Source organism: Lentzea atacamensis (genome assembly GCF_003269295.1).
In the GTDB taxonomy this organism is placed as follows: Bacteria; Actinomycetota; Actinomycetes; order Mycobacteriales; family Pseudonocardiaceae; genus Lentzea; species Lentzea atacamensis.
The window spans coordinates 251,216-266,146 of record NZ_QLTT01000003.1 but is presented as its reverse complement, the minus strand read 5'-3'; the positions used below and the strand labels follow the sequence as shown (position 1 = coordinate 266,146).

The 14,931-nt window shown below is 70.1% G+C and carries 12 protein-coding genes and 1 pseudogene; 9 read left to right on the top strand and 4 right to left on the bottom strand.

What is annotated here, in order from left to right; translation table 11 throughout:
* Positions 1–46 precede the first annotated feature (46 nt).
* Positions 47–991, top strand: a complete 945-nt coding sequence (locus C8D87_RS15975; protein WP_112227247.1) for a LysR family transcriptional regulator — start codon at positions 47–49, stop codon at positions 989–991.
* A gap of 15 nt (positions 992–1,006) precedes the next feature.
* Here C8D87_RS15975 and C8D87_RS15970 read toward each other — a convergent pair whose 3' ends face one another.
* Positions 1,007–2,356 (bottom strand): collagenase, encoded by a 1,350-nt coding sequence (locus tag C8D87_RS15970; protein WP_233442120.1) that lies wholly within the window; start codon positions 2,354–2,356, stop codon positions 1,007–1,009.
* 197 nt (positions 2,357–2,553) lie between these two features.
* Between C8D87_RS15970 and C8D87_RS49150 the strand changes: the two are divergent.
* Both C8D87_RS49150 and C8D87_RS15965 read left to right on the top strand, forming a co-directional pair.
* Positions 2,554–3,060: pseudogene (locus C8D87_RS49150) on the top strand (discoidin domain-containing protein); the annotation flags it as partial.
* A gap of 145 nt (positions 3,061–3,205) precedes the next feature.
* A complete protein-coding gene (locus C8D87_RS15965) occupies positions 3,206–6,091 on the top strand; it encodes a glycosyl hydrolase 2 galactose-binding domain-containing protein (RefSeq protein WP_233442119.1) in 2,886 nt (961 codons plus the stop codon).
* Here the strand turns inward: C8D87_RS15965 and C8D87_RS15960 are convergent.
* Positions 6,088–7,665 carry an MFS transporter gene (locus C8D87_RS15960; protein WP_233442118.1) on the bottom strand — a complete coding sequence of 526 codons (1,578 nt, stop codon included), beginning with the start codon at positions 7,663–7,665 and terminating at the stop codon, positions 6,088–6,090. The two genes, C8D87_RS15965 and C8D87_RS15960, sit on opposite strands and share 4 nt — an antisense overlap.
* Before the next feature lie 113 nt (positions 7,666–7,778).
* Positions 7,779–8,954 (bottom strand): MFS transporter, encoded by a 1,176-nt coding sequence (locus C8D87_RS15955; RefSeq protein ID WP_109638093.1) that lies wholly within the window; start codon positions 8,952–8,954, stop codon positions 7,779–7,781.
* A gap of 104 nt (positions 8,955–9,058) precedes the next feature.
* Here C8D87_RS15955 and C8D87_RS15950 point away from each other — a divergent pair, with 104 nt between their 5' ends.
* Positions 9,059–10,009: a LacI family DNA-binding transcriptional regulator gene (locus C8D87_RS15950; protein WP_215732324.1), complete on the top strand. Its 951-nt coding sequence runs from the start codon at positions 9,059–9,061 to the stop codon at positions 10,007–10,009.
* 23 nt (positions 10,010–10,032) lie between these two features.
* Here the strand turns inward: C8D87_RS15950 and C8D87_RS15945 are convergent, their stop codons facing one another.
* Positions 10,033–10,284 (bottom strand): molybdopterin-dependent oxidoreductase, encoded by a 252-nt coding sequence (locus tag C8D87_RS15945; protein ID WP_233442182.1) that lies wholly within the window; start codon positions 10,282–10,284, stop codon positions 10,033–10,035.
* Between the two features lie 149 nt (positions 10,285–10,433).
* Between C8D87_RS15945 and C8D87_RS15940 the strand changes: the two genes are divergently transcribed.
* The 5 genes from C8D87_RS15940 to C8D87_RS15920 all read left to right on the top strand — a co-directional run bounded on the left by C8D87_RS15940 (position 10,434) and on the right by C8D87_RS15920 (position 14,913).
* Entirely contained in the window at positions 10,434–11,195 is a 762-nt protein-coding gene (locus C8D87_RS15940; RefSeq protein ID WP_112227243.1) for an ESX secretion-associated protein EspG, read from the top strand.
* 405 nt (positions 11,196–11,600) lie between these two features.
* Positions 11,601–11,978 carry a hypothetical protein gene (locus C8D87_RS15935; protein WP_112227242.1) on the top strand — a complete coding sequence of 126 codons (378 nt, stop codon included), beginning with the start codon at positions 11,601–11,603 and terminating at the stop codon, positions 11,976–11,978.
* 49 nt (positions 11,979–12,027) lie between these two features.
* Positions 12,028–13,602 (top strand): PPE domain-containing protein, encoded by a 1,575-nt coding sequence (locus C8D87_RS15930; protein WP_112227241.1) that lies wholly within the window; start codon positions 12,028–12,030, stop codon positions 13,600–13,602.
* A complete protein-coding gene (locus tag C8D87_RS15925) occupies positions 13,599–14,357 on the top strand; it encodes an ESX secretion-associated protein EspG (RefSeq protein WP_112227240.1) in 759 nt (252 codons plus the stop codon). The genes C8D87_RS15930 and C8D87_RS15925 overlap by 4 nt, the downstream gene beginning before the upstream one ends.
* A 43-nt stretch (positions 14,358–14,400) precedes the next feature.
* A complete protein-coding gene (locus tag C8D87_RS15920; protein ID WP_109638088.1) occupies positions 14,401–14,913 on the top strand; it encodes a YbaB/EbfC family nucleoid-associated protein in 513 nt (170 codons plus the stop codon).
* Positions 14,914–14,931: the final 18 nt, after the last annotated feature.

Below are 14,931 nucleotides of genomic sequence, written 5' to 3'. Positions count from 1 at the left end.
CCAACGGAGGGAGCCCGCCAATCCAGATCGGGGATAGCCTCAGGCTATGGAACTGGAGATCCGGCACCTGCGCGCGATCTGCGCCATCGGCGACGCGGGCAGCCTCTCGCGCGCGGCCACGCAGCTCGGGATCTCCCAGCCGTCGCTCACCACTCTGCTGCAGCGGGTCGAGCGTCTCGTCGGCGGGAGGCTGTTCGAACGCGGCCGCTCGGGAGCCGTTCCCACCGCACTGGGCGCGCAGATGCTGCAGCGGGCCAGGTTGTTGCTGGTGGAGCTGGAGGCGTTCGGCTCGGACATGGCCGGGCGGGACGGGCCGATCCGGTTCGGGTCGGTGCACATGGAGTGCGTGGCGGCGTTGTACACGCGGCTCGAGGACGCGCTGGACGACGTCACGCTGGTGGTCGACCCGTCGTCGACCGGGCTGGCGCTGGCGTTGGCGAACGGGCACCTCGACGCGGCGGTGATCGCGGTCGACGAGGAGGGCGACCTGGGGCTGCCGCGCGGGGTGGCGCAGCGGATCGTGGTGCCGTGGGTGCCGGTGTACATCGCTCTTCCCGCTGCTCATCCGCTGGCCTCGGCACCAGAGGTGGAGCTGGCCGACCTGGCCGGCGAGGCGTGGGTGGGGCCGCCCGGCGCCGAGGACGGGTCGCTGACGACGCTGCGCGCGGCATGCCGGGCGGCGGGGTTCGTCCCGCGGATCCGGTTCGAGGTGCCGAGCGGGGCCGGGCGGCAGCTGATCGCGGCGGGCAAGGCGGTGCAGCTGGTCGAGCCGACCTCGCAGGGCGGGCCGGGGGTGGCGGTGCGGCCGCTGGCGGGGGCGCCGATGCGGATGCGGCTGGTGTTCTGCTGGCGGCGGGAGCGGCTGACCTTCCGTCAGGCCAGCCGCGTGTTCGCCGAGGTGCTGGGTGCCTACTCGGAGCAGGCGCTCGCGAGTCCGGTGTTCCGGTCGTGGTGGCAGGAGCGCGGGGCGGCGCTCGCCGCAGCGGACTGAGCCGCCCCGCCGTCGTCACGACAGGGTGCCGAGCCACCCCTGCCAGTCGGTGTCGTACTGCGTGCCGATCACCAGCGTCACGTGGTCCCGCGCACCGGCCCAGTCACCCACGCGGTACTTCGCCAGCACAACCGCCACGTCCTCCGGATGCTTCTCGATCAGGTACCGGACCGCGAGGTAACCCCATTGGTAGACCCGCTTCGCGTCGTGGTCGTAGGTCGTGTCGAAGAGCGCGCTCAACGCGTAGGTGCGCAGTTTCGCCTCAGCGATCGCCCTGTCGTAGACCACGCCCCGGTAGTGGTACGAGACGTACTCCGCGAAGCCCTCGATCCACCACACCGTGGGGGTCTTCATGTTCTCCTCGAAGTCGCCGTACATGTCGAACCGGCCGTCGAGGTAGTGGGTGTACTCGTGGTTGAGGTTCCAGATCTGGAAGTCGGGGCGCAGCCACTCGGCCTCGTACGCGATGAACCTCGGCTGGTTGCCCGCCTTCGCCGGATCACCTTCGAGGTACATGCCGCCGTTGTTGGTGTCGATGCCGAACAGCACCCCGGCGTACGTGCGGTAGTCGGTGCTGGAGTCGAACACGACGACCTCGAGCGTCGTGTTGAGGTCGTCGGCGACCGGGCCGGGATCCCGCGCGATCTGGTGGAAGACCGCGTCCTGGCCGGCCAGGCTAGTGCACGTCCGGCTGAGCTCGTCCGAGGTCAGCTGCTGGGCCCGGATGCGCAGGGTGGCGCTGCAGGTGTGCCGGACGCCGAGCACCCTGCGGTTGATGCGCTCGCGGAAGTCGCAGGTGCGGTACGTGCGGCAGTTCGCCTTGTCGTACCAGTCGGCCATCTCGGCCACGCCGACCCACATCGGCGCGAGGCGGCCGACGACGTCGCCGCGCCTGGCCAGGCCGGCGAGCAGCGGCCGCACGCGCGGGGCGATGTCGCGGTGCTGCAGGAACCGGCCGAGCTCGCGGGTCGCGTTGTGGACCAGGTAGGCGCGGTCGGTGCCGAAGAAACCGAGATGCCGCACCACGAACCGGCGCAGCGCCCGCAGGATCTCCGGCTCGGCCTTCACCGCGGCCACGAAGTCCGCGTGGCTGTGGCCGTAGTAGAGCATGATCATGCCCGCGTGCACGGTGGCGTCGTCGGCCTTGGTGTAGTTGTCCAGCACGTGGGTCAACGCGCGCAGCTCGGCCGGGTGGTCGGTGACGGCCGCGTAGATCGTCGACTCGGGTGCCGCGTGATGGAGGTTCCTGGCGACCTCGGGCGGCAGCAGGGGGCTGTTCGGCGCGCCCTGGACGGGTGCCGCCTGCGCTGCCGCAGGGACCAGGAGTCCGGCCAGAAGTGTCAGGACGAGTACGGCTAATCGCATCGGTGTCCTCCGCAGGGGATGTGAGGTGCTGAGGAGCGTCACACCGCTCGCGGAGCCCCGAACATTCCTTCCGCTCATAGGGCGCCACTATGGGACAGGCGTTGGACAACCTTGTCATCTTGTCTCGCTTGTCCTCTTGACCCCGAAAGGATCAGCCACCAAAGCTGTCCGTGGGCGCCCGATCGCGTGGAGAGTTGATGTCGCACGAGCTTCCTCGTCGTGTCTTCCTCGCCGCGAACGCCGGTCTGCTGGCCAGCGTCGCGCTGTCCCCCAAAGCACTCGCGAGCGAGGAGAAGGCGGCCCCGCAGGCGACCGATCTCGCCCTCAACCGGCCTGTTTCCGCCTCCTCCACCGCCTACGCCGCCACTCCCCCGCAGTTCGTGACCGACGGTCTGCAGCAGGTCGGCGTGCGCGGCTCCGGCTGGCGCGCGGCCGGCGGTGACCCGCAGTGGGTGGTCGTGGACCTGCAGGCGGTCTGCCAGGTCTCTTCGTTCGTGCTGGTCTTCGAGGCGAAGCTGGGCGATCCGACGTTCGTCCCGTCGCCCAGCTACCAGCCGCGCACCGACACGACCGGCGCGGAGATCCTGTCCGCGGCCGCGCTGTCGTTCCGCGTCGACGTGAGCACCGACAACCGGACGTGGCGCGAGGTCCACCGCACCGACGAGGGACAGGGCGCGGAAACCCGGATCCAGCTGGAGAAACCGGTCGACGCGCGCTACGTCCGGCTGGTCGCCACGCGCCGGTCGAACGGCAACCCGTTGGGGCTCAACGGTTTCCAGGTCTACGGCACGACCCGCGAGCAACGGCCGGCGGTGCGGGGGCTGGACCGGCTGGCGCAGCAGGGGCACCGTGCCCGCGCTGGAGCCGGGCCCGGACCACACGGTGGAGCTGAACTCCGGCTGGCACCTCACGATGGACGACTTCGCGGGCACCGCCGACGGCGCAGCGCTGGCCAGGTCCGGTGTGGACACGTCGAGGTGGCTCGACGCGACGGTGCCCGGCACGGTGCTGACGTCGCTGGTCGACCAGGGCCGCTTCCCGGACCCGGTGGCCGCCATGCACAACATGAAGATCCCGGAGGCCCTGTCGCGGCACTCCTGGTGGTACCGCCGCGCGTTCCCGCTGCCCAGGAGCTTCGCCGGCCGCAGGGTGTGGCTGGAGCTCGACGGCGTGATGCAGCACGCCGAGATCTGGCTCAACGGCACCAGGATCGGCGACGTCACCAACCCGTTCGTCCGCGGCGCGTTCGACATCACGCCGGCGTTGAACGCCTCCGGCGAGCAGGTGCTCGCGCTGCGGCTCAACCCGATGGCGCACCCCGGCAGCCCGACGGACAAGGGCAGCGACGGCGGCGCGTTCCCGAACTCGGGCAAGCTCTACCTCGACTCCCCCACCTACCTGTGCATCTCGGGCTGGGACTGGATGCCCGCCGTGCGCGACCGCGGCACCGGGATCTGGGACCACATCCGGCTGCGCGCCACCGGTGACGCGGTCATCGGCGATCCGCACATCGTGACAACGTTGTCGTCCGACCACAAATCCGCCGGCATCGCGATCAGCGTGCCCGTGCGCAACACCGGCACATCTCCCCTGCCGGTCACGGTGCAGGCGGCGTTCTCCGGCGTGAAGCTCGCGAAGGCCGTCACGCTGCCGCCCGGGACGTCGGAAGTCGCTCTCGGCACGCACACCATGGCCGACCCGAAGCTGTGGTGGCCGAACGGTTACGGCGACCCGTACCTGCACGAGACGGTCCTGACCGTGACCGCGAACGGTGCTGAGAGCGACAAGCGCACCACACACTTCGGCATCCGCGAGTTCTCCTACGAGCACGAGTTGCCGATCGAGTTCCCGCCCGGGCAGAACGCCGCCACCCAGGTCGTCGACCTCGGTCCGCAGACCGCACAGCACGTGCGGGTCACGGCGTTGCGCAGGGCCACCGGCTGGGGCGTGTCGATGTGGTCGCTGTCCATCGTGGACGGTGAGACGGACCTCGCGCGCGGCGAGGTGGCCACCGCGTCCTCATTCGACAACGAGTGGAACAAGGCGCCGAACGTCGTCGACGGCGACCCCGGGACCCGCTGGTCGTCGGAGTACCGCGACAACGAGTGGGTCCAGGTCGACCTCGGCGCCAAGGTGTCGTTCAGCAAGGTCGTGATCTCCTGGGAACGCGCCTACGCGTCGCTGTACCAGGTGCACGTCTCCGACGACGGCCAGACCTGGCGCGAGGTCGAGCAGGTCAGCAACGCCCCGAAGCCGTTGAAGATCCGGGTGAACGGCGTGCCGATCTTCTGCCGCGGCGGCAACTGGGGCTTCGACGAGCTCCTGCGCCGCATGCCGGCCGAGCGCATGGACAACGTCATCGCGCTGCACCGCGACATGAACTTCACGATGATCCGCAACTGGATCGGCGCCAGCAACCGCGACGAGTTCTACGCGGCCTGCGACCGGCACGGCATCCTGGTGTGGAACGACTTCTGGGTGGTCGGCTACTTCCCCGACGACATCCCGGGTTACCTCGACACGGCCCGCGACACGGTGATGAGGTACCGCCACCACCCGAGCATCGTGGTGTGGTGCGGCGCCAACGAGGCCTCCCCGCCCCCGAACACCGACGCGGGCCTGCGCAAGATCATCGCCGAGCAGCACGGCGACGTCCACTACCAGAGCCACTCCGCCGACGGCAGCGTCTCCGGCCACGGCCCGTACTACTGGGTCGAACCTCAGAAGTACTTCGACCCCAACACCTACGACACGTTCAACTTCGGCTTCCACACCGAGATCGGCATGCCGACGGTCCCGGTCGCCGAGACGATGCGCAACCTCGTCGGCTCCGAGGTCGCCTGGCCGATCGGTGACGTCTGGTACGCCCACGACTGGTGCACGAACGGCAACCAGCGCCCGCAGCTCTACCAGGCCGCGATCGACGCCCGCCTCGGCGCTTCCACCGGCCTGGACGAGTTCTGCCGCAAGGCGCAGTTCGTGAACTACGAGAACATGCGCGCGATGTTCGAGGCCTGGAACGCCAACCTGTGGGACGACGCCTCGGCTCTGCTGCTGTGGATGTCGCACCCGGCCTGGCACTCCACGGTGTGGCAGACCTACGACTACGACATGGACGTCAACGGCACGTACTTCGGTGCGAAGAAGGCGTGCGAACCGTTGCACGTCCAGGCCTCTTTGGACACCTGGCAGGTCTCGGTCCTCAACCACACCACCGATGTCCTGCGCGGCCGCGTCGAGGCGACCGTTCTCTCGTTGTCCGGCGCCGTGCTGAGCACGCAGAAGGCGGACGTGGAGGTCGACGCGTCCGGGCGGGCTCAGCTCTTCGAGGTGACCCCGCACGCGTCGCCGTTGCACCTCGTGCGGCTGCGGCTGCTCGACGGTGACCGTCTGCTGTCCGAGAACACCTACTGGCGCTACCGGACGCCGTCGGACCTGCAGGCCCTGAACTCCTCCGGTCGTACCAGGCTTTCCGTCGACGTCGGCAGCACGCGTCGTGACGGCGACCGGCGGCGGTTGACCGTGAAGGTGCGCAACACGGGCTCGGTCGTCGCGGCGATGACCCGTCTCGGGCTGCGCGACAGGCGATCCGGCGAGCGGGTGCTGCCGACCTTCTACAGCGACAACTACCTGTGGCTGCTGCCCGGCGAGACCCGCTCGGTGACGCTGTCGTGGCACAAGCGCGATCTCACGTCGGAGCAACCTCGCGTGACCGTCGAGGCGTACAACGCCTAGCCGGGCTTCCTGGGCTCGGCGAAGATCAGGTGCCGCACGTGCGGGTCGTCCTTGGCCAGCGCACGTGCGGCTTCCTGGTTCTGCCGGTCCACGACCGTGCCGCGCTCGAGGTGCTGCCGCAGATGCTCCTGCCACGTCGCCACCGTGAACGTCTCCAGGAACGTCTCGGGCTTCTCCGTGTCGCGGAACAACCCCCACATCGTGGCGCCGGTGCGCCTGCGCGCCCGCCCGACCCGTTGCATGGCGGCGACGAACTCGTCCTCGTTCTCCCTCGCCACCGGCCACTCCACGGTGACCAGCACCGGCCCGGCGTCCGTGTCGTCGATCTCGGGTGGAGCCTCCCAGTACGTCGCCGGGCTGACGTCGAGCGGGCGGTCCAGCAGCGGCAACCACTTCGTCGCCACGAGCACCGCCACCGCCATCGCCACCGCGGGCACGATCATGGCGACTCTGAGGTCGTACGCGTCCGCGATGACACCCCACACCACCGCGCCCAGCGCCTGTCCGCCCATGAGGATCAGCTGGTAGTAGGCGAGCGCACGAGCCCTCGTCCACGACGGCAGCAACACCTGCGCGGTGGCGTTGAACGTCGAGAGCGTCGCGATCCAGCACGCACCCGTCAGCAACATCGCCACGATCACCAGGACGAAGTTCTCCGTCAGCACCGCGGTACTGGTGGCCGCCGCGTAGAGCCACGTCGCGAACAGCACCATCCGGTTCTTGCTCATGCGCTGCAACAACTTCGGCACCACGAACGCGCCACCGATCGCCCCGGCGCCCACACTGCCGAGCAACACGCCGTACCCGCTGGCGTCGAGCCGGAGCGGCCCGCGCGCGATGGCCGGCAGCAGCGCCCACAACCCGCTGCCGAACACGATGAACAGCGAAAGCCTCGTCAGCACCCGCCGGAACAACGGCGAGCTCGCCACGTACCGCGCCCCGGTCCTCATCGCGGTGGCGATGTGCTCCGTCCCGAGTGGACGGTTGTCCGACGGCCTCCGCCACCGCCCCAGCACGATCAGCACGCCGAGGAACGACACGGTGTTGAACGCGAACGTCGCCTCCGGCCCCGCCAGGGCGATGAGCAGCCCGCCGAGCGCCGGCCCGATGGCGCGGCCGACGTTCATGTTGACGCCGTTGAGCAGCGCGGCCTGCGGGATCTCCTCGCGCCCCACCAGTTCCGGCTGGATGGCCTGGAAGGACGGCATCGACAGCGCCTGACCTACGGCCATCAGCGCAAGCAACCCGAGCAGGGTCGACGGCGTCGCCCTGTCGGTGCCCGCGAGCAGCATCAGCCCCGCCGCGCCCGCCAGCATCAGTGCCTGACCGGACATGAGGACGTGGCGGCGGTCGAGGATGTCGCCGAGCGCGCCGGACGGCACGACCAGCAGGAACACCGGCAGCGTGGTGGCCGTCTGGACGAGCGCGACCTGCAGGGCCGAGCCGCCGAGGTCACCCATGAGCCACTGGGCGCCGACGGTCTGCGCCCAGGTGCCGATGTTGGAGGCGAACTGGGCGAGCCACAGCGCCCTGAAGGCACTGCGGCGCAGGGGTGCCCACGCGGAGACAGTCACCGCTCGATCTTCACACCCCTGCCCGCGCCTCGCCCAACTGTCGGTCCCGAGTTCTAGGATTGAAACTGGGGGAACCCGGCCGACGCCGTGTGTGTGGTGCGCGCACATCGCACCTAACGAGACTCAGGCGGCCGCAAAGCGGGCACCAACGCCAGCGCCGGCAGCAACAGCAACGGAACCACGAGCAAAGCCCTCAACACCCCGACCTCGTCACCGAGAAACCCGACCACCGGCGGCCCGGCGAGAAACGCCGTGTAACCGATCACCGCGACAACACTCACCCGAGCAGCCGCGCGAGCAGGATCGTCCGCAGCGGCACTCATCCCGACCGGGAACCCGAGCGCGGTACCAAGCCCCCACACGGCGACACCAGCGACCGCCACCACCGGCGACCCGCCGAACACCGCCAGCCCCACACCGGCAGCGGCCAGCAGCATCGTGATGACGAGCACCGGCACCCGCCCCCACCGGTCCAGCGCGATCGTGCCGAAGATCCGGCCGAACGTCATGGTCGTGACGAACACGCCGAACACCGCCGCGCCCATCGCCGGGTCGAACGAGTGGCCGTCGATGAACGCGAGCGCCACCCAGTCGTTCGCGGTGCCCTCGGTGAACGCGAGCACCAGCACCAGCATGCCGACCAGCAGCGTGCGAGGTTCCCGCCACGCGGCCATGACCCCGCTGCCGCGACCGTGCTCCGCGTCGCCGCCGAACCGGTACGTCCGCGCCGCCAGCAACGAGCCGACCGCGACCACCACCGCCACGAGCACCAGGTGCGTGGTCACCGGCAGGACCGCCCACGCCACCAGGGAGGTGAGGCCCGCGGCGGCCACGGTGCCGAGGCTCCACATGGCGTGGAAGCGCGGCATCACCGTTTTACCGAGAGCGCGCTCCACCTCCGCTGCCTCGACGTTCATCGCCACGTCACAGGTGCCGGAGCCGTAGCCCAGCACGAAGATGCCGATCGCCGTCAGCGCGACCGACGGGAAGGCTCCGATGCCGGCACCCGCCACTCCGAGACCTGCCGAGACCACCACCGCCGACACGCACACCGTGCGCCGGGCTCCGAGCCGGTGGGTGACCTCGCCCGCGGTGAGCATCGCCAGGAAGGCGCCCGCGGAAATCGACAACAGCAGCAAGCCCAGCGCGCCCGCGGACAGGCCGAGCGCGTCGCGGGCGGCGGGTACGCGGGCGAACCAGGTCGCCACGGCGACGCCGTTCAGTCCGAACGTGACCGCCACCCCCGCTGCGGCGGCCCGGACCTCGCGGCGCGGCGACGTGACCGTCATCCAGGTCCCCCTTTCTCGATACGGAATACATACCCCACACATGGAAGCGCTTCCACCGCAATACTGTGGAGATGACGGGAGAACGCAGCGCGACACTGGATGACGTGGCACGGGCCGCAGGCGTGTCACGAGCGACGGCCTCACGTGTGGTCACCGGTCAGGGCCCGGCGTCCGCGAAGGCACGCGACCGGGTCACCGCCGCCGTGACCCGGCTGGGTTACGTGCCGGACGCCGCCGCCCGCGCACTGGCCTCCCGCAGCGGTACCCGTCTCGCCATCGCCGTCATCGGCCACACCGCCGCCGTGCTCGACGACCCCTACGTGGGGCGCGTCCTGACCACGGCCGCGCACATCGCCGCCGAGCGCGAGGTCGGCGTCTCCCTGCACTGGCTACCCCTGAACGAGCCGGTCACACTCGCCGCGCTGGCCGGCAGGCGCGGGCTCGGCGGGTTGCTGGTGGTCAACCCGACGCGACCGGCGCTGGAGACGGTGCCGCGGGACCTGCGCGGCCGGGTCGCCGCGATCGGGGTGGGCACGCGTCACGTGCCGTCGTTCGACGTGGACAACCGCACCGGCACCGACGGAGTCGTGCGCCACCTGGTGAGCACCGGCCGGCGCCGGATCGCCATGGTCACCGGGCCGTCATGGCTGCCGTGCGGCGATCGTGCCGTCGAGGCCTACACCAGGGTGATGCGGGACATCGGTGGCGAGACCAGGGTCGTTCCCGGTGACTTCACGGCCGCTCGCGGTGCCGCGGCCGCCGCCGAGATCATGGCGCACTGGCCGGACACCGACGCGGTGTTCGCGCTCAGCGACCTCACCGCGCTGGGTGTCCTCGACGGACTGCACGCGCTCGGCGTCGACGTGCCGGGTGACGTGGCGGTCGCCGGGTTCGACGACATCGCGTTCGCCTCTCTCAGCCGTCCGGCGCTCACCACGTCCACGCACCCGGTGGAGGACATCGCCGCGGCGGCGGCACGAGCCGTGCTCGACCGCGGTGGCACCGACCGCGTCACGTTCTTCCCGTCCACCCTCGTCGTGCGCGAAAGCGCCTGACTCAGACCACCGTCACCGGAGCTTCACGACCGCGCCGAAGAGGTAGCCCCGCGTGTTGTACGGCGACTCGTCCGGCTGGTCGTCGCCGGACAGGAGGGTCCGAGCAACCGGTAGAACTCCGTATCCCACGGCGAATGCAGCGAAGTCTCCGACACCTCCACCGACCCCGGCCACCTGATGCTCGCGATCCCGACCCACCCCGGCACCACCAGCCGGGCCGGATACCCGTGGTCCACCGGCAGCTCGGCGCCGTTCATCTCGCAGGCGGCCAGCACGTCGTCCAAGGCATTGGTCACGGGCAACGGCCGCCGCACCCGCCCGAAGTTCACCCCACCGGTCACGTACACACCGATGTGAGGCTCGTCCGGGTGCAGATCCGGGCCGGTTGCGGCCAGTTCCCCGTGCCGTCCCCGATACTGCTGTCGTGATCACGCCCGAATATCTCCTGTCGCCGCGTGAGTTCGAGGTGCTGTGGCGGACGCTTCGGCTCGGACGGATGCCCTATCCGCTGGACGTGCCCAGCGAGGGAGCGACCGAGCAGGAGGTCAGGACCCTGCAGCACCAGACGCTCGCCCGGTTGCGCGACCGCGGACTGGCCGACGACGAACGGCTCGAGGACCTGCTGCGGCTGCTCGACGACCACGAGGTGTCCGTGGACGCCGTGCTGGGGCTGGACCGCACCGTGCGGGCGCTCGCGGCCTCCAGCGGTGACCGCGCCGTGCTGGCGATCATCGACGGCGACCGCGTCGGCCTCACCGAGATCAGGCCGACCGGTCTCGCCCGCGAGATCGTGCGCGTGCTGCCCGAGGGCGAACCCGGTCCCGGCAACGCGATGTCCGTGCGAGCGGACACGTTGCAGCAGGCCGCCGCGTTGCAGGAAGCCGAGCCTGAGGAGGAGTCGAACGACCCGTGGGGCGCGGCCGACGACGATCTCGACGACACCCGGGCGCTGCAGCGCGCCGGTCTGTCCGCACAGGACGCACGCCAGCTCGGTGAGCTCGCCTCCAACCGGGTCGCGGGTGGCCAGTTCGGCGTGATGCACGGCCGTCAGCGCGCGGACGCCGTCATCAACTGGTTCGACACCCGTCAGGGCCGCTATCTCGTCGTCAACTCCGGCGGCTGGCTGAGCCTCTCCCCCGCGGACAACGACCGCATCGCCACCCGAATCGACACCGTTCTCGCCTGACATTCCCGGAACCGGACAATATTTGTCATTGATCATTCGGGCGCGCACTCCGGTGTGCGCCCGAATTCGTCTCATCGGTTGGAATCACTCGGATCGGTAACACTCGCCGTTGCGGAATCGAGATCAAGACAAGCCTAAGAACCGATCCGAGACGCGTGTGATTTAGGCCACACAGAACCCCGGTCAAGGCCCGATCCGGTGATGTGAACAGAGGTCGGATGCCCGTTCGGGCACTGGATCGAGAGCGCTCTCACAACCTGGGGAAACGATCTTTACGATCACAGGTCGTCAACCCGGCGGTGGCCCGTTTCACTGCGCCGCAACGGATTGTGAACGCGAGTCTCAATTGGTTACCCGCGGCGTGGAAAGTGCGCGATGTACATGAAGCTACTTGATACTGCACGCATGTACATCGTCGGTGACAACGACGCTGTCGCATTGCGCGACACCGTCAGCTCGGGTCAGGTGCAACTCGACCCGACCGCGGGCGAAGAGCTCCGCAAGCAGTTCCAGGCTCAGATCGACCAGGTCGACGCGTGGATCGAACACGCCAACACCAGCATCGCCCGTCCCGCACCGCTGGGCGCCAACCCGATCGGCGACGCCATGCGCGACAAGTTCACCCACCGGGCCGAGGGTGAGCAGTACTCGTTCGTCAGCGTCATGACCGCGTACCGCACGGTGCTGGAACAGACGAAGAACTCGATCGTCGAGGCGATCGAGAACTTCACCCGCCTCGACGAGGACCAGCAGACCGAACTGAAGAAGATCATGAACAGCTGATCCCGGCTCGGATCCAGCTGACTCCATCGACGCGAGAGGCGAGCCGGTCATGCCCCCCGAGACCGACCCGAGCGAGTTCGAGAACAAGCCCGTCCTGACGGACCCCCAGAACTGGGCGGCACGCTCGCACCAAGAGCTCTACGCCGCTGTGCACAACAACAACGATCCCGGTCAGGCAGGCCAGATCAGCTCCGAGTGGGGCAAGTACGGCTCCGAGCTGACCGAGGCCGCCCGCACGATCAACGCGGTCATCACCGCGTCGGAGTCCAAGTGGACGGGTGCCGCCGCCGAAGCCGCCCGTGAGGCGATGAAGAAGCTCGGGACGTGGGTCGACGAGACCGCCCGCACCGCCGTCGAGGTCGGCAACAAGGTCGCCGAGCAGGGCCGCGTGATGGAGAACGCGCGAGCGCAGATGCCGGCGCCGATCCAGTTCGACTGGAACAAGGCCGCCGCCGCGCTGTCCCAGCCGGGCACACCCGCGTTCGTGCTGGCCTCCGCCGACATCGCGGCGGCCAACAACGCGTCGCGCGCCGCGCACGACCAGGCGGTCTCCGTGATGACCAACATGGAGAACAGCTCCCGGCAGATCGACACGTCGGTGCCGGTCTTCAAGCCGCCGTTCAACCCGACCACCGGCCGGATCGAGGAGCCCGTGCTGGCGCTGCCTCGCGCGGCCGGAGCGCCCACGCTCAACGGTGCCGAGGGCCTCATGTCCACGCACGCCGCCGCGAGTGGTGCCGCGACGGCCACCGCGCCCGCTCCCGCCGGTGCGCCGACCGGAGGCTCGCCGCAGGGCACCGGCGTCAACACGCCCGCCGCCGCGGCCTACACGCCGTCCGCGCCCGGCTACACCCCACCGCCCAGCGCGGGTGGTGGCGGAGGAGGCGGCAGCTACACGCCGCAGATGCCGAACTACAACCCCGGCAACACGAGCGCGGCGGCCGCGACGTACACGCCGACGGCTCCCGGCTACACACCGCCGCCCAGCCCCGGCACCACGTACACCAGCGGTGGCGGCAGCAACTACACGCCGCAGTTCCCGACGGGCGGCACGCCGTACACCGGCACGGGCCCGTCCGGCACGCAGCGGCCGAACACGAACATCCCGAAGGTTCCCGTGGTCGGCAGGGACATCCCGAACCCGAACTACACGCCGCAGAACCCGAACTCGCCCAAGGGAATGACGACGGGAACCGGTGTGCCCGGTGGTCCGGGCGGCGGCGGCGGTGGTGGCGGCGGTGCCTCGTCGGGCATGAAGCCCGGCGCGATTCCGAACTTCGGCGCCGCGGGTGGTGGCGGCGGCTTCGGTGGCGGCGCGGCCGGTGCCGGTGGCGCCGGTGGCGCGATGCAGCCGGGTGGCACGGCCGGTGTGCAGGGCCAGGCCCGTCCCGGCATGCCGATCGGCATGGCGGGTCCCGGCGCGGCCGCCGCGGCCGGTGCCGGCATGGCCGGCGCGCCGATGGGCGGCGCTCCCGCTGCCGGTGGCAGGGGCGAGGAGGACAAGGAACACCGGTCCGCCAGCTACATCATGGGCGGCGACCTGTTCGAGGTCCCCGGCGAGAACCTGCCCCCGTCGGTGATCGGCGGCGCGAAGCCCAGGAAGAAGGGCCCCGACGCCTCGTGATCACCCCCGAGTTCCTGTTGTCGCCCCGCGAGTTCGACGTCCTGTGGCACGAGCTGCGGCTCGGCCGGATGCCCTACCCGCTGGACGTGCCGAGCGAGGGCGACACCGAGCAGGACCGCCGCGTGCTGCGCGAGAAGACGCTCGACGAGCTTCGGCACCGCGGCCTGGCCGACAACCACCGGCTGGAGGAGTACCTGCGGCTGCTCGACGACCACGACGTGTCCGTGGACGCGGTCGCCGGGCTGGACCGGACCGTGCGGGCGCTCGCCGTCTCCAACGGCGAGCGGGCCGTGCTGGCGATCATCGACAACGACCGGGTGGGGCTGCTGGCGATCCGGGAGACCGGCCTCGCCCGCGAGATCGTGCGGGTGCTGCCCGACGGTGAGCCCGGCCCCGGCACCGCGGTGAACGTGCGGGTCGAGACGTTGCAGGAGGCCGTCGCACTCCAGGAGTCGGAGGAGGACGACGCCGAAGACCCGTGGGGAGCGGCCGATGACGAGATGGACGACCGGGCCGCGTTGCAGCGGGCCGGTCTGTCCACTCAGGACGCGAAGCAGTTCGGTGAGCTCGCGGCGAACCGCGTCGCGGGCGGCCAGTTCGGCGTCACCCGCGGCCGGGCGCGCTCCGGTGTCGTGATCAACTGGTTCGACACCCACCAGGGCCGCTACCTGATGGTCAACTCGGACGGCTGGCTGAGCCTCTCGCCGACCGACAACGACCGCATCGCCACCCGAATCGACGCTGTGCTCGCGTGAAAACGCGTTGGTCGCAGTTGAACCGCCGCCGCCGGAGGAACGTGTGAATCCCGCGAATCCCACTCAGTGGGTCGAAGAGTACGAGGCCAAGCTGGCCGACCTGAAGAAGAAGTCGGAGGACCTGCAGGAGAACTTCGCCGCGTCCACCGCGACCGTCACGTCGAAGGACGGTTCGGTGACGGTGACCGTGGGCCCCAACGGCGGCCTGCAGAACCTCGTTCTCGGGCACCGCGCGGTCGAGCTGGGCTCCGCCCGGCTCACCGCCGTGATCCTGGAGACCGCGCGGCACGCCCAGAAGCAGGCGGCGGAGAAGGTCCTCGAGATCTTCAAGCCGCTCGGTGAGGGCACCGAGGCGTACCAGATGGTGTCCGACTCGATCCCGTCCGACGAGGAGGTCGACGAGACCGAGCCCTACGAGGAGATCGACTCCTACGACGAGCCGGAACCCGCTCCGGCTCCCCCGGTGAGCAGGCCGGCGGCAGCCCCGCAGCCGCAGCCCGTCCGCGGCCGACGCCGCGCGGACGACGACGAAGACGACGACAACCAGCCCTGGTGAGGACACAGCGATGACCGC

Excerpts from the sequence above, each read along its gene's own strand:
- C8D87_RS15955 (WP_109638093.1), bottom strand. The coding sequence starts at position 8,954 with ATGACGGTCACGTCGCCGCGCCGCGAGGTCCGGGCCGCCGCAGCGGGG.
- C8D87_RS15975 (WP_112227247.1), top strand. The coding sequence starts at position 47 with ATGGAACTGGAGATCCGGCACCTGCGCGCGATCTGCGCCATCGGCGAC.
- C8D87_RS15935 (WP_112227242.1), top strand. The coding sequence starts at position 11,601 with ATGTACATCGTCGGTGACAACGACGCTGTCGCATTGCGCGACACCGTC.
- C8D87_RS15930 (WP_112227241.1), top strand. The coding sequence starts at position 12,028 with ATGCCCCCCGAGACCGACCCGAGCGAGTTCGAGAACAAGCCCGTCCTG.
- C8D87_RS15970 (WP_233442120.1), bottom strand. The coding sequence starts at position 2,356 with ATGCGATTAGCCGTACTCGTCCTGACACTTCTGGCCGGACTCCTGGTC.